General features: G+C 60.1%; 24 protein-coding genes. 9 read left to right on the top strand and 15 right to left on the bottom strand.

Annotated elements, in window-relative coordinates:
- The coding region (locus ACIOMO_RS26150; protein WP_401244358.1) for a transporter associated domain-containing protein at positions 1 to 183 on the top strand (183 nt) is incomplete at its 5' end.
- Between the two features lie 17 nt (positions 184 to 200).
- Complete coding sequence (gene lnt / locus ACIOMO_RS26145; RefSeq protein WP_212545748.1) at positions 201 to 1,724, top strand: apolipoprotein N-acyltransferase; 1,524 nt, start codon at positions 201 to 203, stop codon at positions 1,722 to 1,724.
- Between the two features lie 87 nt (positions 1,725 to 1,811).
- On the opposite strand, the gene ACIOMO_RS26140 is transcribed toward lnt, so the two are convergent.
- Together ACIOMO_RS26140 and ACIOMO_RS26135 are read right to left on the bottom strand one after the other, a co-directional pair.
- Positions 1,812 to 2,573, bottom strand: a complete 762-nt coding sequence (locus ACIOMO_RS26140) for a YdcF family protein (RefSeq protein WP_401244356.1) — start codon at positions 2,571 to 2,573, stop codon at positions 1,812 to 1,814.
- Positions 2,574 to 2,677: 104 nt separating this feature from the next.
- Entirely contained in the window at positions 2,678 to 3,001 is a 324-nt protein-coding gene (locus ACIOMO_RS26135) for a hypothetical protein (RefSeq protein WP_053124151.1), read from the bottom strand.
- Between the two features lie 254 nt (positions 3,002 to 3,255).
- On the opposite strand from ACIOMO_RS26135, the gene leuS reads away from it, so the two are divergent.
- From leuS to ACIOMO_RS26110, 5 genes are all read left to right on the top strand, one after another.
- Positions 3,256 to 5,862 (top strand): leucine--tRNA ligase, encoded by a 2,607-nt coding sequence (gene leuS / locus ACIOMO_RS26130; RefSeq protein ID WP_401244354.1) that lies wholly within the window; start codon positions 3,256 to 3,258, stop codon positions 5,860 to 5,862.
- A gap of 87 nt (positions 5,863 to 5,949) precedes the next feature.
- Positions 5,950 to 6,555, top strand: a complete 606-nt coding sequence (gene lptE, locus ACIOMO_RS26125) for an LPS assembly lipoprotein LptE (RefSeq protein WP_053124154.1) — start codon at positions 5,950 to 5,952, stop codon at positions 6,553 to 6,555.
- A gap of 39 nt (positions 6,556 to 6,594) precedes the next feature.
- Positions 6,595 to 7,632, top strand: coding sequence for a DNA polymerase III subunit delta (gene holA / locus ACIOMO_RS26120; protein WP_401244351.1), 1,038 nt, complete (start codon positions 6,595 to 6,597; stop codon positions 7,630 to 7,632).
- A gap of 175 nt (positions 7,633 to 7,807) precedes the next feature.
- A complete protein-coding gene (arfA, locus tag ACIOMO_RS26115) occupies positions 7,808 to 7,972 on the top strand; it encodes an alternative ribosome rescue factor ArfA (RefSeq protein ID WP_053124158.1) in 165 nt (54 codons plus the stop codon).
- 61 nt (positions 7,973 to 8,033) lie between these two features.
- Entirely contained in the window at positions 8,034 to 9,356 is a 1,323-nt protein-coding gene (locus ACIOMO_RS26110; RefSeq protein ID WP_401244349.1) for a lytic murein transglycosylase, read from the top strand.
- A gap of 87 nt (positions 9,357 to 9,443) precedes the next feature.
- Here ACIOMO_RS26110 and ACIOMO_RS26105 read toward each other — a convergent pair whose 3' ends face one another.
- From ACIOMO_RS26105 to ACIOMO_RS26045, 13 genes are all read right to left on the bottom strand, one after another.
- Positions 9,444 to 10,391: an LD-carboxypeptidase gene (locus tag ACIOMO_RS26105; protein ID WP_401244347.1), complete on the bottom strand. Its 948-nt coding sequence runs from the start codon at positions 10,389 to 10,391 to the stop codon at positions 9,444 to 9,446.
- A gap of 107 nt (positions 10,392 to 10,498) precedes the next feature.
- Entirely contained in the window at positions 10,499 to 11,497 is a 999-nt protein-coding gene (lipA, locus tag ACIOMO_RS26100) for a lipoyl synthase (RefSeq protein ID WP_401244345.1), read from the bottom strand.
- Between the two features lie 55 nt (positions 11,498 to 11,552).
- On the bottom strand, positions 11,553 to 12,170 hold the full coding sequence (gene lipB, locus ACIOMO_RS26095) for a lipoyl(octanoyl) transferase LipB (protein WP_401244343.1): 618 nt from the start codon (positions 12,168 to 12,170) through the stop codon (positions 11,553 to 11,555).
- A complete protein-coding gene (locus tag ACIOMO_RS26090) occupies positions 12,170 to 12,445 on the bottom strand; it encodes a DUF493 domain-containing protein (protein WP_039761816.1) in 276 nt (91 codons plus the stop codon). The genes lipB and ACIOMO_RS26090 overlap by 1 nt, the downstream gene beginning before the upstream one ends.
- A gap of 85 nt (positions 12,446 to 12,530) precedes the next feature.
- Positions 12,531 to 13,688: a D-alanyl-D-alanine carboxypeptidase family protein gene (locus ACIOMO_RS26085; protein WP_053124166.1), complete on the bottom strand. Its 1,158-nt coding sequence runs from the start codon at positions 13,686 to 13,688 to the stop codon at positions 12,531 to 12,533.
- 190 nt (positions 13,689 to 13,878) lie between these two features.
- Positions 13,879 to 14,892, bottom strand: coding sequence for a septal ring lytic transglycosylase RlpA family protein (locus tag ACIOMO_RS26080; RefSeq protein WP_159814959.1), 1,014 nt, complete (start codon positions 14,890 to 14,892; stop codon positions 13,879 to 13,881).
- Positions 14,892 to 15,902, bottom strand: coding sequence for a lytic murein transglycosylase B (gene mltB, locus ACIOMO_RS26075; RefSeq protein WP_401244341.1), 1,011 nt, complete (start codon positions 15,900 to 15,902; stop codon positions 14,892 to 14,894). Before mltB ends, ACIOMO_RS26080 begins: the two co-directional genes overlap by 1 nt.
- 17 nt (positions 15,903 to 15,919) lie before the next feature.
- Positions 15,920 to 17,023, bottom strand: a complete 1,104-nt coding sequence (rodA, locus tag ACIOMO_RS26070; protein WP_053124173.1) for a rod shape-determining protein RodA — start codon at positions 17,021 to 17,023, stop codon at positions 15,920 to 15,922.
- A gap of 31 nt (positions 17,024 to 17,054) precedes the next feature.
- Positions 17,055 to 18,950: a penicillin-binding protein 2 gene (gene mrdA, locus ACIOMO_RS26065; RefSeq protein WP_053124174.1), complete on the bottom strand. Its 1,896-nt coding sequence runs from the start codon at positions 18,948 to 18,950 to the stop codon at positions 17,055 to 17,057.
- Positions 18,951 to 18,960: 10 nt separating this feature from the next.
- On the bottom strand, positions 18,961 to 19,428 hold the full coding sequence (gene rlmH, locus ACIOMO_RS26060) for a 23S rRNA (pseudouridine(1915)-N(3))-methyltransferase RlmH (protein ID WP_003185785.1): 468 nt from the start codon (positions 19,426 to 19,428) through the stop codon (positions 18,961 to 18,963).
- A 9-nt stretch (positions 19,429 to 19,437) separates the two neighbouring features.
- Positions 19,438 to 19,932 carry a ribosome silencing factor gene (gene rsfS, locus ACIOMO_RS26055; RefSeq protein WP_401244338.1) on the bottom strand — a complete coding sequence of 165 codons (495 nt, stop codon included), beginning with the start codon at positions 19,930 to 19,932 and terminating at the stop codon, positions 19,438 to 19,440.
- Between the two features lie 72 nt (positions 19,933 to 20,004).
- Positions 20,005 to 20,727, bottom strand: coding sequence for a nicotinate-nucleotide adenylyltransferase (nadD, locus tag ACIOMO_RS26050; RefSeq protein ID WP_401244336.1), 723 nt, complete (start codon positions 20,725 to 20,727; stop codon positions 20,005 to 20,007).
- The gene (locus tag ACIOMO_RS26045) at positions 20,696 to 21,967 is read right to left on the bottom strand and encodes a glutamate-5-semialdehyde dehydrogenase (RefSeq protein WP_401244334.1); all 1,272 of its coding nucleotides are present in this window, start codon (positions 21,965 to 21,967) and stop codon (positions 20,696 to 20,698) included. The genes nadD and ACIOMO_RS26045 overlap by 32 nt, the downstream gene beginning before the upstream one ends.
- A 177-nt stretch (positions 21,968 to 22,144) precedes the next feature.
- Here ACIOMO_RS26045 and ACIOMO_RS26040 point away from each other — a divergent pair, with 177 nt between their 5' ends.
- Both ACIOMO_RS26040 and ACIOMO_RS26035 read left to right on the top strand, forming a co-directional pair.
- The gene (locus ACIOMO_RS26040) at positions 22,145 to 22,840 is read left to right on the top strand and encodes a DNA-3-methyladenine glycosylase (protein ID WP_282356979.1); all 696 of its coding nucleotides are present in this window, start codon (positions 22,145 to 22,147) and stop codon (positions 22,838 to 22,840) included.
- Between the two features lie 115 nt (positions 22,841 to 22,955).
- The gene (locus tag ACIOMO_RS26035; RefSeq protein WP_053124184.1) at positions 22,956 to 24,272 is read left to right on the top strand and encodes a bifunctional DedA family/phosphatase PAP2 family protein; all 1,317 of its coding nucleotides are present in this window, start codon (positions 22,956 to 22,958) and stop codon (positions 24,270 to 24,272) included.
- The last annotated feature ends 135 nt before the right edge of the window (positions 24,273 to 24,407 follow it).

Here is a 24,407-nt window from a genome sequence, read left to right as displayed (position 1 = left end):
GATTACAACTACAGAGAGATCTCTGAAGACCAGTTCGACACCGTCGGCGTAATGCTGATGACCGCGTTCGGGCACTTGCCAAAACGCAACGAAATCACTGAAATCGGCGCCTATCGTTTCCGCATCCTGAACGCCGACAGCCGTCGGATTCATTTGCTGCGACTCACGCCAATCGCCCGGTAATACCTCTAAGGATTGAAATGCGCTGGACAACCCGCCCCGGCTGGCCCGGTAACCTGCTGGCCGTGGCGGCCGGTGCAATCACCACCTTCGCTCTGGCGCCTTTCAACATCTGGCCGCTGGCCCTGCTCGCAGTCGGCTTGTTCTACGCCGGTCTGCGCGAGCTAAGCCCACGTCAGGCGCTGGGCCGTGGCTGGTGCTTCGGTTTCGGCCTGTTCGGCGCCGGCACCAGTTGGATCTATTACAGCATCCACCATTTCGGCGGCGCTTCGGTGCTGCTGGCCGGGTTCCTGATGCTGCTGTTTACCGCCGCGATTGCCTGGTTCTTCGCCCTGCCCGCCTGGATTTGGGCGCGCTGGTTGCGTCGCAACGAAGCGCCGCTGGCCGATGCCCTCGCGTTTGCTGCGCTGTGGGTTGGTCAGGAAATGTTTCGTGGCTGGTTCCTGACTGGTTTCCCGTGGTTGTACTCGGGTTACAGCCAGCTCGACGGCCCGCTAGCGGGGCTCGCGCCGGTCGGTGGCATGTGGCTGGTGGGGTTCGTGCTGGCACTGACCGCTGCGCTGATCTACAACGCGCCGCGTTTGCTGCAAAGCCGCCGCAAAGCTTTTGTTGTCGCCGGTCTGGTGCTGTTGGTCGGGCCTTGGGTGGCGGGTTTCGCGCTTAAGGGTCACGCCTGGACGAGTCCGTCGGGCGCGCCTTTGAGCGTTGCTGCGATTCAGGGCAACGTCGCGCAAAGCATGAAATGGGATCCGGCCGAGCTCAACGCACAGTTGGCGTTGTACCGTGATCTGAGTTTCCGCTCGAAACCGGTGGATCTGCTGATCTGGCCGGAAACCGCCGTGCCGGTGCTCAAGGAATCTGCCGAAGGCTACCTGAGCATGATGGGCAACTTCGCCGCCGAGCGTAAATCCGCATTGATTACCGGCGTGCCGATCCGCGAAATGGTTCGTCACGAAAAACGCTTCTTCAACGGCATCACCGTGGTCGGCGAAGGCGATGGCACTTACCTGAAGCAGAAACTGGTGCCGTTCGGCGAGTACGTGCCGTTGCAGGACGTGCTGCGTGGCTTGATCGCGTTCTTTGATTTGCCGATGTCTGACTTCGCCCGTGGCCCGGCCGATCAGGCGCTGCTGCAAGCCAAGGGGTATCAGATTGCGCCGTTTATCTGCTACGAAGTGGTGTACCCGGACTTCGCTGCCGGCCTGTCGGCGCGCAGTGATTTGCTGCTGACGATCAGCAACGACACTTGGTTCGGCACCTCAATCGGCCCGCTGCAACATTTGCAGATGGCGCAGATGCGCGCACTGGAAGCGGGTCGCTGGATGATCCGCGCGACCAACAATGGCGTGACCGGTTTGATCAACCCGTTCGGGCAGATCACCGAGCAGATTCCGCAGTTTGAACAGGGTGTGCTGTACGGCGAAGTGGTGCCGATGCACAACCTGACGCCGTATCTGCAATACCGCTCGTGGCCGCTGATGATTTTGTGTTTGCTGCTGTTTGGCTGGGCACTGATGGCTAGCCGAATCTCAAAAACCCTTTAAAGCAAAAGATCGCAGCCTTCGGCAGCTCCTACAGGGAAAAACACAAATCCCATGTAGGAGCTGCCGCAGGCTGCGATCTTTTGATCTTCAGCGGTAAAACAGCGAATACCCCACCTGCCCCACCGCTTCATTCAGCAACTGCCCGCTCTGCCAGATCGATTTGAATTCCGGCAACCAGCCACCAAACGGTCTCGCGTTATCAGTGCCCAAAAAGCCCACCGGCGCTGGCACCACTTCAAATCCTGCCTGCTCAAAACTCCACACCGAGCGCGGAATGTGCCACGCCTGCGTCACTACAACCACGCGCTTGATCCCTTGTGGCAATAGAATGTCGGCGCTGAATTTGGCGTTTTCCCATGTCGTACGGCTTTCCCCTTCCTGCCAACGCACGGTCACGCCGAAGTCATCACGCAGCGAATCGGCCATCAACTTCGCCTCGGTCGGCGGCGTCCCATAATGCAGGCCGCCTGAAGTCAAAATCGGCAAGCCCGAGGCCTTGGCCAGGCGCGCCGCATAACGCTGACGTTCAAGCCCGACGCCGGTCGGCTGGTCTTCACCCCAGGCCAAATCGCCACGCTCACGTCCGGAGCCCAACACCACAATCGCGTCAGCCCGTTGCGCCAGCGTCGCCCATTCCTCACGCGCCAGCGGCGGCTCACGCTCCAGCGCCTTGGCGCCCCATTGCACAACCACCGGCAGGCTCATCAGCCAGAACCCGCCAAAACCAATGGCAAAACACAATCCAGCCAATCGCGGTCGCGAGCGGCGCAGCCACCACGCAGCCAGCAACAGCAGCAAAAGAATGCCGGGCGGCAATAGAAGTTGTTTGATGAAATAGCGAAAGGGCATCGGGCATCTCCAAAGATGCCCGAAGCCTAAGAGTGTTAATAACGCGTTACAACCAGTAGGTGGGATCCCGTTGAAAAAGATCCGTTTCTTGACCTGCCATGCGCTTACTTGGCCTGCATAGCCCGTACTTTGACGGTGTCTCTGCCGGGCGCCTTGTCCTTGAGCCAGATGACCTTGGCCGAATGTGCTGCATCGAGCTGCTTCACTGCTTGTGACAGGCAGCCGTGCGTTTCACGCTCACTGCGATCCAGATAGGCCTTGACCAGTTTGAACTCAGCGGGGCTCAAGCCACGCAATTCCAGTTCCAGGGGGCGCTCGTCGCGCAGCCGGTCAGCGGTTTTTACTGCGTCCAGGGCCATACCCAGACGGTCGATCAACCTCTCGTACAACTCGGGTTTATTCACGTTTTTTTGCCGTTGCTCCACCATCCCTCACCTCATTGAAGATAAGACTCACTCCCCAGTTAGAGCTTAGCTTCGCTGCACAAACCGGCTGTACGCCGCGACCAACGGCCCCGACGCAAGTATTGCGGGACATGTAGCTGTAATCAGGGTTTCCCTAGGCCAAGCGCGGTCATGTATGCTACGGCGCTTCCTGTAATTCCACTTCCAGCTCGTCCGGGCCAACCCCGGAACCTGCGTTGAAGAGGATTAGGCCACCCCTATCCAGTACAAAAGTAGCCATGCACGAACAATATCAGCCCCGTGAAATTGAAGCCGCCGCCCAGTCGTTCTGGGATGAGCAAAAGTCCTTTGAAGTCAGTGAACAGCCAGGCAAGGAGACTTTCTACTGCCTGTCGATGTTCCCTTACCCCAGCGGCAAGCTACACATGGGGCACGTGCGCAACTACACCATCGGCGACGTGATCTCCCGCTACCAGCGCATGCTCGGCAAGAACGTTCTGCAACCGATGGGTTGGGACGCTTTCGGCATGCCGGCAGAAAACGCCGCAATGAAGAACAACGTAGCCCCGGCCAAGTGGACTTACGAAAACATCGCCTACATGAAAACCCAGCTGCGCAGCCTGGGTCTGGCGGTCGACTGGTCGCGCGAAGTCACCACCTGCAAGCCGGATTACTACCGTTGGGAACAATGGCTGTTCACTCGCCTGTTCGAAAAAGGTGTGATCTACCGTAAAAACGGCACCGTGAACTGGGATCCGATCGACCAGACCGTTCTCGCTAACGAACAGGTGATCGACGGTCGCGGCTGGCGTTCCGGCGCGCTGATCGAAAAGCGCGAAATCCCGATGTACTACTTCAAGATCACCGCTTATGCGGATGAGCTGCTGGAGAGCCTCGACGAACTGACTGGCTGGCCTGAACAGGTCAAGACCATGCAGCGCAACTGGATCGGCAAATCCCGCGGCATGGAAGTGCAGTTCCCGTACAACGTCGATTCGATCGGCGAAGCCGGCACCCTCAAAGTCTTCACTACCCGTCCGGACACCCTGATGGGCGCGACCTATGTCGCCGTGGCTGCCGAGCACCCGCTGGCCACCCTGGCCGCGAAAAACAACCCTGAGTTGCAAGCGTTCATCGCTGAATGCAAGGGCGGCAGCGTCGCTGAAGCCGACGTCGCCACGCAAGAGAAGAAAGGCCTGCCGACCGGCCTGTTCGTCGAGCACCCGCTGACTGGCGAGAAACTGCCGGTGTGGGTCGCCAACTATGTGCTGATGCACTACGGCGACGGCGCTGTGATGGCGGTACCGGCGCACGACGAGCGCGATTTCGAATTCGCCCACAAGTACAACCTGCCGGTTAAATCGGTCGTACGTACCAGCTCTGGCGACAGCAACCCTGCGCCGTGGCAAGACGCCTACGGCGAGCACGGCACACTGATCAACTCCGGCGAGTTCGACGGTCTGGACTTCGCTGGCGCGTTCGACGCCATGGAAGTCGCCCTGATCAAGAAAGAACTGGGCGCCTCGCGTACTCAGTTCCGCCTGCGCGACTGGGGCATCAGCCGTCAGCGCTACTGGGGCTGCCCGATCCCGATCATCCACTGCGATGCGTGCGGTGACGTGCCGGTGCCGGAAGATCAACTGCCTGTCGTTCTGCCGGAAGACGTGGTGCCGGACGGCGCTGGTTCGCCGCTGGCGCGCATGCCTGAGTTTTACGAATGCAGCTGCCCGAAATGCGGTCAGCCTGCCAAGCGTGAAACCGACACCATGGACACCTTCGTCGAGTCATCGTGGTACTACGCCCGTTACGCCTCGCCGCACTTTGAAGGCGGTCTGGTGGAAAAATCCGCAGCTGATCACTGGCTGCCGGTCGATCAGTACATCGGCGGTATCGAACACGCGATTCTTCACCTGCTGTACGCGCGCTTCTTCCACAAGCTGATGCGCGACGAAGGTCTGGTGAGTTCCAATGAGCCGTTCAAGAACCTGCTGACCCAAGGCATGGTGATCGCCGAAACCTACTATCGTCGCGAAGCCAACGGTGCTTACACCTGGTTCAACCCGGCGGACGTAGAACTCGAGCGTGACAGCAAAGCCAAGGTCATCAGCGCCAAGTTGAAATCCGACGGTCTGCCGGTGGAAATCGGTGGCACCGAGAAAATGGCCAAGTCGAAAAACAACGGCGTCGACCCACAGTCGATGATCGATCAGTTCGGCGCTGACACTTGCCGCCTGTTCATGATGTTCGCCTCGCCGCCTGACATGAGCGCCGAATGGTCGGACTCTGGCGTTGAAGGCTCGCACCGTTTCCTCAAGCGCGTCTGGCGTCTGGCGCAAGCCCACGTTGCTCAGGGCCTGCCGGGCAAGCTCGACATCGCGAGCCTGAATGACGAGCAGAAAGCCGTTCGCCGTTCGATCCATGTGGCCATCAAGCAAGCCAGCCACGACGTCGGCCAGAACCACAAATTCAACACCGCCATCGCTCAGGTGATGACGCTGATGAACGTGCTGGAAAAAGCCGCCCAAGGCACCGAACAGGATCGCGCTCTGGTTCACGAAGGTCTGGAAGCCGTAACGCTGTTGCTGGCGCCAATCACCCCGCACATCAGCCACGAACTGTGGAATCAACTGGGTCACGCCAATGCAGTGATCGACGCCGGTTGGCCAGCCGTGGACGAAAGCGCGCTGGTGCAGGACAGCCTGACCCTGGTGATCCAGGTCAACGGCAAGCTGCGCGGCCAGATCGAAATGCCGGCCAGCGCCACCCGTGAAGAAGTTGAAGCGGCAGCCCGTGGCAACGAAAACGTTTTGCGTTTCGTCGACGGTCTGACTATTCGTAAAGTGATCGTTGTACCGGGGAAACTGGTCAACATCGTCGCCAGCTAATTGGATCGGGCGTCAGGTTCGCCTGACGCCAAGTAAAACCTTTCGGGCCGCACGGTCGGCCCACCTGGTTTCAAGGGGAGCAACACAATGATCAAACGCAATCTGCTGGTGATGGGCCTCGCCGTTCTGTTGAGCGCCTGCGGTTTCCAGCTGCGCGGCACTGGCACCAACGAACTGGCGATCAAGGAACTCGATCTGAGCGCCCGTAACGCTTACGGCGAAACCGTGACGCAACTGCGCCAAGTGCTGGAATCCAGCGGCGTGAAGGTTGTTTCCGGCGCGCCGTACAAGCTGTTCCTGTCCAACGAGCAGGAAAACCAGCGCATCCTCAGCTACTCGGGTAACGGCACCACCGGCGAATATCAGGTGAGCACCGTGCTCAGCTACGACATTCTCGGCGCCAACAACCTGAACCTGCTGAGCGACAAGCTTGAAGTGCAGAAGGTGTTCATTCACGACGGTAACAACCTCGTCGGTTCCGATCAGGAAGCCAACGACGCCCGTCGCGAAACCCGTCGCGAACTGGTACAGCGCATGATGCTGCGTCTGCAACAGCTGACTCCGGCGCAACTGGATCAACTGCAGGCGACCGCCGATGCCCGCGCCAAGGCAGAAGCCCAGGCCCTGGAAGCGGCGCAGAAAGCTGAAGCGGAAACCCCGCGTCAGTCGCCGCTCGAAGTACCGCAGCAGTAAGATGTTCGGGGCGCTCAGGCGCCCCGTTCGACCTCTCTTATGAAGCTCGCCCCCGCCCAACTCGGTAAACACCTGCAAGGCGCCCTCGCGCCGATCTACATCATCAGTGGCGATGACCCGCTGCTGTGTCAGGAAGCTGCCGACGCCATCCGCCGTGCTGCCCGCGAGCAAGGTTTCGACGAACGCCAGGTCTTTGCCGCCGACGCCAATTTCGATTGGGGTACGCTGTTGCAAGCCGGTGCCAGCATGTCGTTGTTCGCGGAAAAACGCCTGCTGGAACTGCGTCTGCCCTCGGGCAAACCCGGTGACAAAGGCGCTGCCGCTTTCATCGAATATTGCTCGCGCCCCGCTGAAGACACGGTGCTGCTGATCAGCTTGCCCAAGCTCGATGGCAGCGCGCAGAAAACCAAGTGGGGCAAGGCGCTGGTCGAAGGCCAGCAGACCCAGTTCATTCAGATCTGGCCGGTGGATGCTAGTCAGTTGCCGAGCTGGATTCGTCAGCGTCTGTCGCAGGCCGGGTTGTCCGCCAGTCAGGACGCGGTCGAATTGATTGCCGCGCGTGTCGAGGGCAACTTGCTCGCCGCCGCGCAGGAAATCGAAAAGCTCAAGCTGATGGCGGAAGGCGGACAGATCACCGTTGAAACCGTGCAGGCTGCCGTGGCCGACAGCGCACGGTTTGACGTATTCGGCCTGACCGACGCTGTGCTCAACGGCGAACCGGCACATGCGCTGCGCATGCTCGAAGGCTTGCGCGGTGAAGGTGTCGAGCCGCCGGTGATTCTCTGGGCACTGGCGCGGGAGTTGCGCCTGCTGGCCAATATCTCGCTGCAGTACAGTCAGGGCACGCCGCTGGACAAATGTTTCAGTCAGGCGAAACCGCCGGTCTGGGACAAGCGCAAACCGCTGATGAGCAAAGCCCTGCAACGCTACTCGGCGCAACGCTGGGCGCAGTTGCTGCTGGAAGCTCAGCGCATTGATGCGCAGATCAAGGGCCAGGCGGCGGGTTCGCCGTGGATGAGCCTGAGCCGATTGGCATTGTTGATGGCTGGCCAGCGTCTGACACTGCCTGCTGAATAAGAGCAAAAGATCGCAGCCTTCGGCAGCTCCTACACCGATCCTTGTAGGAGCTGCGGCACGCTGCGATCTTTTGCTCTTGTTTCCTACAATGCGCGCCCACATTTGCCCTATAGACAGACGCCCAACATCGGCAGATTATTTCCCCCGCAAAACCCACCCCAATGAGAGAACCCTCATGAGCAAAAAGCCAGCAAAGCATGGCCCCAACAAGGCCAAATCCATCGTCGCCCAGCCCCTGTTCCGCAGTCGCCAGGAACGACCAACCAAGGGTAAAGGCAGCTACCGCCGCGAAGCCTTCCAGTCTGACAGCTGGGAGGCTTCTTACTTTCTGGCTGCTTAAAGCGCAGTACCCCCCGCTCATGTTAAGGTCTGCACTTGACTCGTTTCCCCTGGAACTGTGCATGCCCCTAAGTCTTTCCCATCGTTGGCCCGTTCGCCAATTGATCGCTGCCTCCAGCTTCATCCTGCTTGTCGCCTGCGCGGAAAAACCCACCGCCGCCGATGCGCAACCTCTTCAAGCTGCCCCTGTCGCCACGGCCCCAGCGATCATCCCGCCGGTAGTGCCGTCCGCCGACCCTCTCGATCTTCAGCCGACCCAGACCTTTGCCGAATGGCAAGCAGGCTTCCGTAAGGATGCCTTGGCCGCCGGCATCAGCCCTGAGCTGTTTGATCGCGCATTTGCCAACGTCAGCTTCGACGCGAGCATCATCCGCGCTGACCGCAGCCAGCCGGAGTTCTCCCGCCCAGTGTGGGAATACCTCGATGGCGCGCTTTCGCCGTTGCGCGTACGCAAAGGTCAGGCGCTGATCAATCAGTACGCCGACATTCTGCAAAGCATCGAACAGCGTTACGGCGTCGACCGTCAGGCGCTGGTGTCGGTGTGGGGCATGGAAAGTAACTTCGGCCAGTTCCAGGGCACAAAGTCAGTGATCAATTCGCTGGCCACCCTCGCCTACGAAGGTCGCCGTCCTGGCTTTGCCCATGCGCAATTGATTGCCGCGCTGCAGATCCTGCAACAGGGCGATATCACGCCGGAGAAGATGCTTGGCTCCTGGGCTGGCGCGATGGGTCAGACCCAGTTCATTCCGACTACCTACAACACGCACGCCGTGGATTTTGACGGTGATGGTCGCCGCGACATCTGGGGCAGCCCGGCCGATGCGCTGGCCTCGACCGCGCACTACCTGCAAAGCTCCGGCTGGCAGCGGGGTCAGCCGTGGGGCTTCGAGGTGCAACTGCCGAGCGGTTTCAACTACACACTGGCTGACGGTGCGATGCGTAAAAGCGTCGCTGAATGGCGCCAACTGGGTGTGATTCTGCCGAATGGCGGTCAGGCTCCGGCGGGCTCCGAGCAATTGTCCGCCGCCCTGCTGCTGCCGGCCGGTTATCGTGGCCCGGCGTTTCTGGTGCTGGATAACTTCCGCGCGATCCTCAAATACAACAATTCTTCGTCGTATGCGTTGGCGGTTGGCTTGTTGTCTGAGCGCTTCAGTGGCGGTGGTTTGATTAACGGCACCTGGCCGAAAGATGACATGCCGCTCAGCCGCAGCGAGCGCATTGAACTGCAGAACCTGTTGAGCGCGCGCAACTTTGATGCGGGCACGGCGGACGGGATTATCGGCGCTAACACGCGTAAGGCGATCCGCAGTGCGCAGCAGTCGTTTGGCTGGCCGGCGGATGGGTATCCGACGCATAAGCTGCTTGAGAGCTTGCGTACACAGTAAAGCAAGATCAAAAGATCGCAGCCTTCGGCAGCTCCTACATTGGAATGCGTTCCCCGTAGGAGCTGCCGAAGGCTGCGATCTTTTGCTTTATCGGGTCACCACATCCTGCTCCAGCATCAATTCCTTCTTCCCGGCATCCAGCCGCACCAGCGCGCCCATCGGCAGCGTCAGGTTCGGATCACAATGCCCGCTGCGCCACCCCGACAACACCGGAATCCGTAACGGCTCGAACGTCTGCTTGAGCAAACGGTTCAACGCATCAATATCCACCCCCGCGACATCCCCGACCAACACCCCGCGCAACCTGGCCAGCTTCCCGGCCAGGCGCATCTGCGTCAGCAATCGATCGATGCGATAAAGCGGCTCGTTGATGTCTTCGATCAGCAGAATCACCCCTTCGACATCAATTTCGTAAGGCGTGCCCAACGTCGCCGCGATCATCGCCAGATTGCCACCGAGCAAACGCCCATGGGCAACGCCGGGCTCAACGGTGGTCAACGGATATGCCACCGGATGGCTGAGCACACTCCCCGCTTTCAACTGACCGCGCAGCATGGCGAAGAATGAAGTCACCGTTGGCGGCTCTTTGTCACCAAGCAGGTCAGCGTTGAGCAGCGGCCCGTGAAAGGTCACAAACCCGGCGTAACGACTGATCGCGAGGTGCAGCGCGGTGATGTCGCTGTAACCGACAAAGGGTTTGGCGTATCGGCTGAGCAGGTCGTAGTCGATCCGATCCAGCAGGCGCGGCGTACCGTAGCCGCCGCGCAGGCAAATGATTGCATCGACCTCGGGATCTGCGAACGCTGCGTGCAGATCGTTGAGCCGCACCTCATCGCTGCCAGCCAGATAGCCATCTTTTTCATAGACGCCGGGAAACACCTTCAACGCATAACCGCGAGCGCGCATCCACTGCACAGCCTTGTCGGTGTCCAGCGCACCCGGCCCGGCAGGCGCGATAACGCCGATCACGCCCTCTGACGGCAGCGCCGGCACGGGTTTATGCGGAAAAAGGCTGTGGGTCGGTCGAACGGTCATCCATGGGGCTCCCAGTGTGAAGTCATGCGCACACAGTAGTCAGGAAAGCAGGCAAAAAAAAGCCCGCCGGACTTAAAGCCACGGCGGGCATTTTATTCAGTGCTGAATCAGGAACCCATCAACTCAGCCTTGACCAGCTTCGCTTGCTCGTCAGCGTGATACGAAGAACGCACCAGCGGGCCCGAGGCAACGTTTTTGAAGCCCATCTTGTAACCTTCTTCGGCGAACCAGGCGAAGGTGTCCGGGTGCACGAAACGCTGCACCGGCAAGTGGCTGCGCGACGGCTGCAGGTACTGACCGAGGGTCAGCATGTCGATGTCGTGTTCGCGCATGCGCTTCATGACTTCGATGACTTCTTCGTCGGTCTCGCCCAGACCCAGCATCAGGCCGGATTTGGTAGGGATGTGCGGCATCATCTGCTTGAAGCGTTGCAGCAGAGTCAGCGACCACTGGTAATCCGAACCCGGACGCGCAGCCTTGTACAGGCGCGGCACGGTTTCCAGGTTGTGGTTGAACACATCCGGTGGCTCGGCGGCGGTGATTTCCAGCGCGACGTCCATGCGGCCACGGTAGTCCGGGACCAGGGTCTCGAGCTGCACGTTCGGCGACAGTTTGCGGATTTCGCGGATGCAGTCGGCAAAGTGCTGGGCACCACCGTCGCGCAGGTCGTCGCGGTCAACCGAGGTGATCACCACGTACTTGAGCTTGAGGTCGGCGTTGGCGATGGCCAGGCTTTCCGGCTCATTGACGTCCAGTGGCTTCGGACGACCGTGGCCAACGTCGCAGAACGGGCAGCGACGGGTGCAGATGTCGCCCATGATCATGAAAGTCGCGGTGCCGCCGGAGAAACACTCGCCTAGGTTCGGGCAGGACGCCTCTTCGCAAACGCTGTGCAGCTTGTGTTTGCGCAGCAGGCTCTTGATCCGGTCGACTTCCGGCGAAACCGGGATGCGCACACGAATCCAGTCAGGTTTCTTCGGCAGTTCGGTGGTCGGAATGATCTTTACCGGGATGCGTGCAACCTTCTCGGCGCCGCGCAGCTTGACGCCCGCTTCTACCTTGGGACGCGGGGCCGGGCGCTCGGTCACGTCGAGCGTCGGGATCATGGTTTGCTCTTCATCAGTAGTCTATTCAGTCTATTCCGCCCGTCTGTGTGGTATGCTAAGCATATTCTTGGTGTTTGACGAGCGGCGCGCGCAGCCGGGCACTTACCTCGGCAAATTCAATCGATCCTGCGTGGTCGCTCAGCAGGGTAATCGCCAGCCCGGCATAGCCGCAGGGATTAATCCGTCGAAACGGTTCCAGGTTCATATCCACGTTCAGGGCCAGGCCATGAAAGGAACAACCGTGGCGAATCCGCAAACCCAGAGAAGCGATTTTCGCTCCGTCGACGTAGACGCCGGGAGCATCTGGCTTGGCCGCTGCGGTTACCCCGTAGCTGGCCAGCAGTTCGATCAGGCAAAGCTCCATGCGGCTGACCAGATCACGCACGCCGAAACCCAGCTTGCGTACATCCAGCAACAGGTAAGCGACCAATTGGCCGGGGCCATGATAAGTCACTTGCCCGCCGCGATCGACCTGCACCACCGGGATATCACCCGGCAGCAACAAGTGTTCGGCCTTGCCGGCCTGGCCCTGAGTGAACACCGGCGGGTGTTCGACGAGCCAGATTTCGTCGGCGGCATCGCTGCCACGTTCGTTGGTAAAGCGTTGCATGGCATGCCAGACCGGCTCGTACGCCATCTGGCCGAGCTCACGAAAGCCCAGCGTGCCGGACATCACAGCACCATGTGCACGAAACCGGTTGCCCGCAGTTCGCTGTTGATGTTGTACAGCTGATCCTGATCGGTCGCCACGATGTGCAACTGGATGGTGGTGTATTTGCCGTTGGTGCTTTGACGCTCGTCGATGCGCTCATCATTGATGGTCGCGTGTTTTTTGACGATGTCGATGATCTTGTCTTTGTTGCCCACACCGGTATCGCTGATCACCTTAACGGGATAATCCGTTACAGGGAATTCGATCTTTGGCGCCTTTACTTCGGTATCGGTCATGGCGTAACGGCCTCTAGAGCGCAAGCCGTGTTAACGCGCATGGCCCCGCACCGGATCGGGGCGGGGCCATGCAGGTCAACACAAATCAGTTGAACAAGCCGAAGAAGAATAGACGGATGCTATCCCACATGCGGCGGAAGATACCACCCTCCTCGACGCCATCCAGAGCGATCAGGTCAGCGCTGTGCACCACCTTGTCTTCCAGTTTGACTTCGACTTTACCGATCACGTCGCCCTTGGCGATTGGCGCGATCAGTTGCGGGTTCATGGTCATGCTCGCAGCGAGCTTCTTCAGCTGGCCTTTTGGCAGGGTCATGGTCAGGTCTTCAGCCAGGCCGGCCTTGACTTGATTGGTGGTGCCTTTCCACACCGGGGCTTGAGCCAGTTCGGTGCCCTTCTGATAGAAGGTCTGGGTTTCGAAGAAGCGGAAACCGTAAGTCAGCAGCTTCTGGGTTTCAGCGGCGCGGGCCACTTCGCTGTTGGTGCCGAACACCACGGCGATCAGACGCTGGCCGTCACGTACAGCCGAGGACACCATGCAGTAGCCGGCTTCGTCGGTGTGACCGGTTTTCAGACCGTCAACGGTCTTGTCGCGCCACAGCAGCAGGTTGCGGTTAGGCTGCTTGATGCCGTTCCAGAAGAACTCTTTCTGCGAGTAGATCGCGTAGTGAGCCGGGTCTTCGTGGATGATCGCGCGGGCCAGAATCGCCATGTCGTGAGCCGACGAATAGTGCTCAGGGTTTGGCAGACCGGTCGGGTTCATGAAGTGGGTATTGGTCATGCCCAGATCGGTGACCGTCTTGTTCATCAGGTCGGCGAATGCATCTTCGCTGCCGGCGATGTGCTCGGACAGTGCGACGCTGGCGTCGTTGCCGGACTGGATGATGATGCCGTGCAGCAGGTCGCTGACAGTCACCTGCGAGCCAACCTTGATGAACATCCGCGAACCGCCGGTGCGCCAGGCGTTTTCGCTGACGGTCACCGGATCGTTTTCACCGATCTGGCCGCGACGGATTTCCAGGGTCGCGATGTACGCGGTCATCAGTTTGGTCAGGCTGGCCGGTGGCAGACGCTGGTCACCATTGTTCTCTACCAGCACGTTGCCGCTGCTGGCGTCCATCAGAACGTAGGCTTTGGCGGCCAGTTGTGGTGGCGACGGCATCATCTCGGCCGCGAAGGCGGCTGGCGAGAGGAGCAGCGGGACTAGCAGACACAGGCGTTTGGCAAAGGTGGTGATGTTCATCCGTCTCTCGAAATCGCTAATGGAAACTGCCCTTGCGGACAAAATTTAATCAGATGGCTTTCTAACGGGCCATCGCGGGTTCAGTTGCTCACTCCAGTCACCCTTGCCGGGCTTTTGTTCTTCGACGAGCCAACAACCTGGTTCACCCCCCAATCGCTGGTGAACCGTCAATCAAGTTCTACGTTGCTACTTATTCAGTGACCACACTTGGCGAACCAAGGTTGGCCAGGCGCACGCTGTTCTGCACCTGGGCAATTTCACCCGGCGAGCCGATCGGCCCCAGGCGTACCCGATGCAGGGTCTGCTGATTGCGCACGATCGAGCTGATAAACACCGGAGCGCTCACCATCCCGCTGAGCTTCGACCTCAGGAGTTCTGCAGCGTCCGGGTTGGCGAACGCGCCCACCTGCAGATACTGGCCAGTTGCTGTTGCAGAAGCGTTTTTTTTTGCACTCATCGGCACAGGGACGGTGTCGGAGGCATGTTGCTGCGGTGGCGGCGTCCATTGCTCGACGGTGCCGGCCGAGGCCGTGATCACCGGCGCGCTGTTCTGCGCGACCTGCGGCTCGTTGAGCATAAGCGGTGCCGGACGGCCCTTGGCGGCCCAGTATTGCTGCGGATCGATGCCTTCGACCTTGACGCGCGCAGTGCCGGTTTCGGCGTAACCGAGTTTTTTCGCGGCGGCGTAGGACAAGTCGATGATGCGATCGGAATAGAACGGCCCACGGTCATTGACGCGCAGAATCACCGTGCGGTTATTGTCCAGGTTGGTCACCCGAACGTAACTTGGCAGCGGCAATGTCTTGTGGGCGGCACTCATGCCGTACAGGTCGTAGACCTCGCCGTTGGCGGTGTTCTGACCGTGAAACTTGGTGCCGTACCAGGACGCCGTGCCGGACGCGACGTAGGTCTTGGATTCCTGCAACGGGAAGTAGGTTTTGCCCAGTACCGTGTACGGGTTGGCCTTGTACGGGCCGGTGTGCAGGGTCGGTGTGGCATCGGGAATACGCGAGACATCGACGTCCCACCACGGTGCGCCGTCTTTGTGCGCACGGTTGATGTCCAGACCCGGCTGCGCACGCACAGCAGTGGATGAGGTTGTTTTCGGCGTCGGCGAACGGCTGGTCGTGCAACTGGCGACCAGTACTGCCAACGCAGCGAAGGCCACCAGCTTCAGGGGTTTATTGTTAGGCAATGCCTGCATTACTTGACGCCCCGTGCTTGTACCAGCTGTTCAGACAGTTGATGTACGGCCATGGCGTACATCACGCTGCGGTTATAACGCGTGATCGCGTAGAAATTCTTCAGGCCCATCCAGTATTCAGGGCCGCTCTCGCCTTCGAGGCGAAATGCAGTAACCGGCATATCATCGCGCAGCGCATCATGACTTGACCAGCCCAGCGCCCGCAACTCTCCGACCGTTTTTGTCGGCTCGATGCCGGTGGTCAGGCCTTCATCGACCTGCTCGCCACGGACATCGGCGCGGCTGACCACGGGCTCACCCGCGACCCAGCCGTGACGCTTGAAATAGCTGGCAACGCTGCCGATCGCATCGTCCGGGTTGTTCCAGATATTGATGTGGCCGTCACCGTCAAAATCCACCGCGTAGGCGCGGAAGCTGCTCGGCATGAACTGCGGCAAGCCCATCGCCCCGGCGTACGAGCCTTTGAGGGTCAATGGATCGACCTGTTCCTCACGCGCCAGCAGCAGGAACTCACGCAGTTCCTTACGGAAAAATTCGGCACGGGGAGGATAGTCGAAACCGAGCGTCGACAAGGCATCGATCACCCGGAAATTACCGGTATTACGTCCGAAAAAGGTCTCGACGCCGATGATCGACACGATGACTTGTGCCGGCACGCCGTATTCCTGCTCGGCACGGGCCAGCGTGGCCTCGTGCTGACGCCAGAAGTCCACACCACGGGCGATGCGCGCGTCGGTGATGAACATCGGGCGATATTCTTTCCACTGTTTGACCCGCTCGGCAGGTCGGGAGATGGCGTCGAGAATCGACTGTTTGCGCTGCGCCTCGCGGAACACACCCATCAGTTGTTCACCGGCGAAACCATAATCGCGGGTCATTTCACCGACGAACTCGGCCACCTGAGGTGAGCCTTCGTATTCGCCAGCCAGCGCTTCCTGTACGCTCCCAAGGAGGCCAACCAGGCCAACCCACGGCGCGCATCGAGTCGCCCAGCCACGCATTACTTGCATTGAACTCTTCACCTTATTCAAACCTGTGCGATCCACTTGCGATGGGTATGGATCGACATCAAAACCCCAAACGCTGACAGCAGCGTCACCAGCGAAGTTCCTCCGTAGCTAATGAACGGCAACGGCACCCCTACAACCGGCAACAGGCCACTGACCATACCGATGTTGACGAAAACGTAAACAAAAAACGTCATGGTCAACGAACCGGCAAGCAATTTACCGAACAGCGTTTGCGCCTGAGCGGTGATCACCAGCCCCCGGCCAATCAGCAATAAATAAATCAGCAACAACGCGCAGATGCCCACCAGGCCGAACTCTTCGCCCAGTACGGCAATGATGAAGTCGGTGTGGCTTTCCGGCAGAAAATCCAAGTGAGACTGAGTACCGAGCAGCCAGCCTTTGCCGAACACGCCGCCGGAACCGATCGCCGCTTTCGACTGAATGATGTTCCAGCCGGTGCCCAACGGATCGCTTTCCGGATCGAGGAACGTCAGGATTCGTTGCTTCTGGTAGTCGTGCATGATGAAAAACCACATCGCCACCGACACCGGAATCGCCGCCGCCAGCACGCTGAGAATCCAGCGCCAGCGCAAGCCACCCATAAACAATACGAAAGCCCCGCCAGCAAGAATCAGCAGCGAAGTCCCCAGGTCAGGCTGACGGACGATCAGCACAAACGGCACACCGATCAACATCAAACTGATACCGACGTGCTTGAGTTGCGGCGGCAACGTGCGTTTGGACAGGTACCAGGCAATGGTCGCCGGCATCAGGATCTTCATGAATTCCGAGGGCTGGAAGCGGATCACCCCGGGAATGTTGATCCAGCGCGTTGCGCCCATGGCGTTGTGGCCCATGATGTCCACGACCATCAGCAGCACCACCCCGACCACATAACCGAGCGGCACCCAACGCGCCATGAACCTCGGTTCGAGCTGGGCGATGACGATCATCGAGACCAGACCGATGCCAAACGAGGTGGCTTGTTTGGCCAGCAGATCCCAGCTCTTGCCACTCGCTGAATACAGCACGAACAGGCTGCCGGCGGCGAGGATCAGCAACAGAATCAACAACGGGCCATCGATGTGCAGACGTTGCAGCAACGTCGCACGACGACGCATCACATCCTCGCTAGAGAGCATGCGATCAAAATTATTCATCACGGGCCGTAGCCTCCGCACTGATTGGGCTGGCGTATTCGGCCTTCAATCGACCTTCGGGATCGAGCAGCCAGGCGTCCATGACCTGACGCACTACGGGCGCGGCAACGCCGGAACCGGACTCACCGTTCTCCACCATCACCGAAACAACGATTCGCGGATCGTCAGCCGGGGCGAAACCGACGAACAAGGCGTGGTCGCGGTGGCGCTCCTGAACCTTGGAGCGGTCGTACTTCTCACCCTGCTTGATCGCCACAACTTGCGCGGTACCGGACTTGCCGGCAATGCGGTATTGCGCGCCGATCGCAGCTTTACGCGCAGTCCCCCGCGCGCCGTGCATCACTTGCTGCATGCCGTGGTTGACCTTGTTCCAGTCCGACGGATCGCGCAGAACAATGTCCGGCATCGGGTTCTCGTCCACTGGCTTCTGCCCTTCGAGGGACTTGGCCAGGTGCGGACGATTCCAGATACCTTTGTTGGCGACCAGCGCGGTGGCCTGCGCCAATTGCAGCGGGGTCGATTGCATGTAGCCCTGGCCGATCCCGAGAATCAGGGTTTCGCCCGGGAACCAGGCCTGCTTGCGCGTCGCTCGCTTCCATTCGCGCGATGGCATCAGGCCGGGGGATTCTTCGAACATGTCCAGCGAGACCTTCTGGCCAATGCCGAACTTGTTCATGTAAGCCGACAACCGATCGATGCCGAGCTTGTGCGCCAGGTCATAGAAATAGGTGTCGTTGGAACGCATGATCGCCGTGTCGAGGTCGACGAAGCCGTCACCGGTGCGGTTCCAGTTACGGTATTTGTGATCGTAGTTGGGCAGCATGTAGTAGCCCGGGTCGAACACTCGGCTCGACGCCGTAATCACACCGGAATCGAGACCGGCAATCGCCACCGCCGGTTTGATCGTCGAGCCCGGCGGGTACAGACCACGCAGTACGCGGTTGAACAGCGGCCGGTCGATGGAATCGCGCAACTCGGCGTAAGCCTTGAAGCTGATGCCGGTGACGAACAGGTTCGGGTCGAAGCTCGGCTGACTGACCATCGCCAGCACTTCGCCGGTCTTCGGATCGAGCGCCACCACCGCGCCACGACGCCCGCCCAGTGCAGCTTCGGCGGCTTCCTGCAATTTGATGTCCAGGCTCAGAACGATGTCTTTGCCGGGAATCGGATCGGTACGCTTGAGCACGCGCAACACGCGGCCACGGGCGTTGGTTTCCACTTCTTCGTAACCGACCTGACCGTGCAATTCCGGCTCGTAGAAACGCTCGATGCCGGTCTTGCCGATGTGGTGGGTGCCGCTGTAGTTGACCGGATCGAGGCTCTTCAGCTCTTTCTCGTTGATCCGCCCCATGTAACCCACCGAGTGCGCAAAATGCGCGCCCTGCGGGTAGTGACGAACCAATTGCGCCACCACTTCGACGCCCGGCAGACGGAACTGATTCACCGCGATGCGGGCGATCTGTTCTTCGCTCAGCTCGAACAGAATCGGCACTGGCTCGAACGGCCGGCGCCCCTGACGCATGCGCTTCTCGAAAATCACCCGGTCTTCCGGCGTCAGCTCAAGCACTTCGACGATGACGTCGAGCACCTGCTGCCAGTCGCCGGAACGCTCGCGGGTCATGCTCAGGCTGAAGCTCGGACGGTTGTCCGCCACCACCACGCCATTGCGGTCGAAAATCAACCCGCGCGTAGGCGGAATCGGCTGCACATGGACGCGGTTGTTTTCCGAGAGCGTCGAGTGATAGTCGTACTGGATCACCTGCAAGTAATACAGCCGCGCGATCAACACGCCAATCAACAGCACAATCGCCACGGCCCCGAACACGACGCGGCTACGCACCAGGCGTGCGTCCTTTTCGTGGTCCTTGATGCGGATCGGCTGAGACATGAGGGCAGGATTACTTGTGGTAAGGGTGACCGGACAGCACGGTCCAGGCACGGTACAACTGTTCGCCGATCAGAATCCGCACCAGCGGGTGCGGCAACGTCAGCGGCGACAACGACCAGCGTTGATCAGCGCGGGCACAGACTTCCGGCGCCAGCCCTTCCGGGCCACCGACCATGAAATTGACCGTGCGCGAATCCAGCCGCCAACGGTCGAGTTCAACCGCCAACTGCTCGGTGCTCCAGGGCTTGCCATGGACTTCGAGGGTCACAATTCGCTCATTCGGCCCGACCTTGGCCAGCATGGCTTCGCCTTCCTGACGGATGAAGCGGGCCACGTCGGCATTCTTGCCACGGGTGTTGAGCGGAATTTCCACCAGTTCCAGCGCCAGCTCGGAAGGAAGACGCTTGGCATATTCATGCCAGCCTTCTTCCACCCATTTGGGCATGCGTGAACCGACGGCGATCAGGCGCAGTCGCACAGCAATCCCTTACAGCTGGTCTTTGTTGAGCTTGGTGAAATGCTCGTGGGTGTTTTCCGGGCTGTGGTGCTTGGCATCGGCCGCACGGCTTTGTTCGGCACCGGCCCACAGACGCTCCAGGTCGTAGAACTGACGCGCCGAGGCGGTCATCATGTGCACGATCACGTCGTCCATATCCAGCAGAACCCAGTCGCTGTCGCCCTTGCCTTCTTCACCCAATGGCTTGACGCCCTGGGCTTTGACCGCTTCGCGAACCTTGTCCAGCATCGCGCCGATCTGGCGGTTGGAGGTACCGGTGGCGATGATCATGAAGTCGGTGATGCTTTGCTTGTCGCGAACATCCAGGATCTGGATGTCTTGCGCCTTGACGTCTTCAAGGGCAGCGACAGCGACTTTTACCAGCTCTTCGCCAGCCAGCTCTGGGCCGGTTTTTATTTCGACCGGCAGCGGTGCGCTCTTGAACGTGCCTTTGCGCTTAACTTTGCTTACGTCTTTGTCAGTCATATAAAACTCGTTTTGCTCGTGTATTCGGCGGCTTGGGGACACGGTGATTCGTATCAGTGAAGCACGCCTTGTTCAGTTCGACGCACGGTATAGACCGTGCGCATCGATGTAGGCCAGGACCGCGTCGGGCACCAGGAAACGTACCGACTTACCGCTGGCCAGCAGTTGACGGATCTGGGTGGCGTAATCCGGGTGCGGTGTCTGCCAGTCGAATGCAATCTGTCCGCTCGGCCCTTTCAGGGCCAGCGGGTCGCTCACCGAACGCGCTGCCAGCAGGTTGCGCAAGGCATCCGGCGGTTCGCTGTCGGCGTCCGGGCGCTGTAGCACCAGGATGTGGCAATGCTGGAGCAACTCTTCCCAGCGATGCCAAGTGGGCAGGCCGCAAAATGCGTCCCAGCCCAAAAGCAGAAAAACCTGGGTCTCGGCGGCCATTTCGGCGCGCATCAACTCCAGGGTATCAATAGTCCAGGACGGCTTGTCCCGCTGTAACTCACGGGCGTCCACCACCAGTGGCGGCACGCCGGCCACTGCGCATTCAACCATCGCCAGCCGATCCTGCGCCGACACCTGCGGCATGCCGCGATGCGGTGGCCGCGCGTTCGGCATCAAGCGCAACTCGTCGAGCGCCAGCGCTTCGGCGACTTCCAGCCCACCGCGCAAATGGCCGATGTGCACCGGGTCGAACGTACCGCCCAGAACGCCAATGCGTTGAGGTCGAACGTCGCTGCCGGCGGGCACCGTGGTCAGGTCGAGGTCGGTCAACTCAGACCGTCGCCTGGCCGCGCAACTGGCCATCACCGACCACGATGTACTTCTCGCAGGTCAGTCCTTCGAGGCCCACCGGGCCGCGGGCGTGCAGCTTATCAGTAGAAATGCCGATCTCGGCACCCAATCCGTATTCAAATCCATCGGCGAAGCACGTCGGGGTGTTGATCATCACCGACGCCGAGTCGACTTCCGCCACAAACCGGCGGGTGTCGGCGAGGTTTTCGCTGACGATCGAGTCGGTGTGATGCGAGCCATGATGGTTGATGTGTTCAATCGCCTGATCCAGCCCGTCGACCACGCGGATCGACAAAATCGGCGCCAGATATTCAGTGTTCCAGTCTTCTTCGCTGGCCGCGACCGCTTCGATGATTGCCCGGGTGCGCTCGCAACCACGCAGTTCGACGCCTTTTTCGCGGAACTGAGCGGCCATCGCCGGCAGGAAATCCTTCGCAACAGTTTGATCGACCAGCAACGTCTCCATCGCACCGCAAATACCGTAACGATAAGTCTTGGCGTTGAAGGCAATGCGCTGGGCTTTCGCCAGATCGGCGTGGGCACTCACGTAAACATGGCAGATGCCGTCCAGGTGTTTGATCACCGGCACACGGGCATCGCGGCTGATGCGTTCGATCAGGCCACGGCCACCGCGCGGCACGATCACGTCGACGTACTCGGGCATGGTGATCATCGCGCCAACGGCGGCACGGTCGGTGGTTTCGACCACTTGCACCACGGCGGCGGGCAGTTCGGCCTCGGCCAGACCGCGCTGAATGCACGCAGCAATCGCCCGATTGGAGTGAATCGCTTCGGAGCCACCACGCAGAATCGTCGCGTTGCCGGACTTCAGGCACAGACTGGCGGCATCGATGGTCACGTTGGGCCGGGACTCGTAGATGATCCCGATCACGCCCAGCGGCACGCGCATCTTGCCGACTTGAATGCCCGACGGGCGAAAACTCATGTCACGGATCGCGCCGACCGGATCCGGCAGCGCTGCCACCTGACGCAGACCGACGATCATGCCGTCGATGCGCGCCGGGGTCAGTTCCAGACGCTCCAGCAGTGCCGGTTCCAGACCATTGGCGCGACCGGCGGCCAGATCCTGCTCATTGGCTGCAGCAAGCTCGGCGCGAGCGGCGTCCAAGGCATTGGCAGCAGCCTGCAGGGCGCGGTTTTTCTGCGCGGTGCTGGCACGGCCGATGACCCGGGAAGCTTCGCGGGCGGCGCGACCCAATCGGGTCATGTAGTCAAGAACGGACTCAGTCATGGTCTGCTGGGGTCTTGGCAAAGAGGAAAGCGGCAGATTATAGCTGTCGCGTCCCGGGACTAACAGCGGTGACAGGCGGATGGTCGAAATGGACTGCAATTTGCCGACGTTCAGCCGTAATTAAGCATTGAATTGTTATCATCACGACCTCATCAGCCCGGATAAACATCGCTTGCCATGTCCAACCTGACTGTTCGCGCCAGCGCCGAGCGCCAGCCTGCGGGGCTTGCCGACGCTTTTTTCGACCGTGACGCACAAGTCCTCGCCAAGGATCTGCTCGGCAAAGTCATTCGCCATCGCGTTGGCGGTCTGTGGCTGAGCGCGCGAATCATCGAAACCGAAGCCTATTACTGCGCGGAAAAAGGCAGCCATGCCTCGCTCGGTTACACGGAAAAGCGTAAGGCTTTGTTTCTGGATGGCGGACACATCTATATGTATTACGCCCGTGGCGGTGATTCGCTGAACTTCAGCGCGCAAGGGCCGGGCAATGCGGTGCTGATCAAATCGGCCTATCCGTGGGTCGATGAAGTCAGCGGGCCGGCGAGTCTGGCGCAGATGCTGCTGAACAATCCTGACGCTCAAGGGCGTGCGCGACCGTCGCAGAAGCTCTGTGCCGGGCAGACTTTGCTGTGCAAGGCGCTGGGGTTGAAGGTGCCGATGTGGGACGCCAAGCGTTTCGATCATGAACTGATTCTGGTCGAAGACACCGGCCCGGCGCCCTCGCAGATCATTCAAACCACGCGACTGGGCATCCCCCATGGCCGTGACGAACACCTGATGTACCGCTTTGTCGACGCCGCTTATGCGCAATGGTGCACGCGGAACCCGCTGCGCCGCGGTCAGGTCGAAGGCCGGGATTATTTTTTGCTGTAAACACAAACCCCTGTAGGAGCTGCCGAAGGCTGCGATCTTTTGATCTTTTAAAAACAAAGATCGCAGCCTTCGGCAGTTCCTACAGGGGATCATCAATGGTTTGGAGTTTTTTGGTATGGGCCCATGGCTCGATAGCGTGACCGGTTGGCTGGCGGCCAATCCGCAGTGGCTGGCCGTAGCGGTGTTCATTGTTGCCTGCGTGGAATGCCTGGCGATTGCCGGATTGATCGTGCCCGGCACGGTGTTGTTGTTTGCCGTGGCCGTGTTGGCCGGCAGCGGTGCGCTGTCGTTGAGCGAAACCTTGCTGCTGGGTTTCCTCGGCGGAATTCTCGGCGATGCGATTTCGTATTTCCTCGGTCGCCACTTTCACCAGAACATCCGCCGTCTGCCGGGCTTGCGCCATCACCCAGAATGGATGGCCGGCGCAGAAAGCTATTTCCAGCGTTATGGCATCGCCAGTTTGCTGGTCGGTCGCTTTATCGGCCCGTTGCGACCAATGCTGCCAATGGTCGCCGGCATGTGCGACATGCCGTTCCCGCGTTTTGCCGCTGTCAGCCTGTTGGCCGCCGCCGGCTGGAGCGTCGCCTATCTGCTGCCAGGCTGGGCCACTGGCGCGGCGATTCGTCTGCCGCTGCCGGAAGGTTTCTGGCTACAGGCCGGGATTGTCGCCGCGAGCATTGCGGTCATGGTCGGCCTCAGCGTCAACAGCAGCCTGCGCCGCCATCGGCGTGCGACGATCTGGATCAGCAGCATGAGCCTGTTGATCCTGATCGGCCTGTTCATCGGGTATCCCTATCTGACGGCGCTCGACCAAGGCGTGATGACGCTGGTGCAGGAGCATCGCCAGCCGCTGCTCGATGAGATCGCGGTGACGTTCACCCTTATCGGCGAATTCCGCAACATGCTGATGTTCAGCGCCCTGCTCACCGGTCTGTTGCTGCTGTGCCGGCAATGGCGCCAGGCAATCTTTGCCGGCGGCGTGTTGCTCTGCACAGCGATGCTCAATACCGGCACCAAGATGTTTTTTGCCCGGGTGCGCCCGGAAGTACTGAGTGATCCGCTGACAAGTTACAGCATGCCGAGCGGCCACGCGTCGGGGTCGTTCGCGCTGTTTCTGGTACTCGCGGTGTTGGCTGGTCGCGGCCAACCGCCACGCATGCGCCTGACCTGGCTGTTTGTCGGTTGCATTCCGGCTCTGTCGATTGCCTTGTCGCGGGTGTATCTGGGGGCGCATTGGCCGACGGACATTCTCGCCGGCGCGATGCTCGCGGCGTGCGTGTGTGCGGCGGGGTTGTGGTTGAGCCAGCGCAAAGAGCCGCTGAATGCCATGCCGTTCAAGGTCTGGTGGCTGGTTCTGCCGGCGATGCTCGCTTTGTTCGGTTTCTTTGTATTGCGGCATTTGCCACATACATTGCTGCGTTATTCGTACTAAATGGCAGAAGACGTCAACAACAGCCAAGTACCAAAAACAAAAGACACGGGCACAGGTTTGCAAGCATAGTGCCCGGCGTCGTTTTATCGCAGCTTAAAGACAGGCTTATCTATCATTCAAATACATCATGAATGC

The sequence above is a fragment of the Pseudomonas sp. NPDC087804 genome (assembly GCF_044742965.1).
Classification (GTDB): domain Bacteria; phylum Pseudomonadota; class Gammaproteobacteria; order Pseudomonadales; family Pseudomonadaceae; genus Aquipseudomonas; species Aquipseudomonas rustica.
The sequence above is the reverse complement of the archived record's forward strand: the minus strand, read 5'-3'. Positions and strand labels throughout refer to the sequence as shown.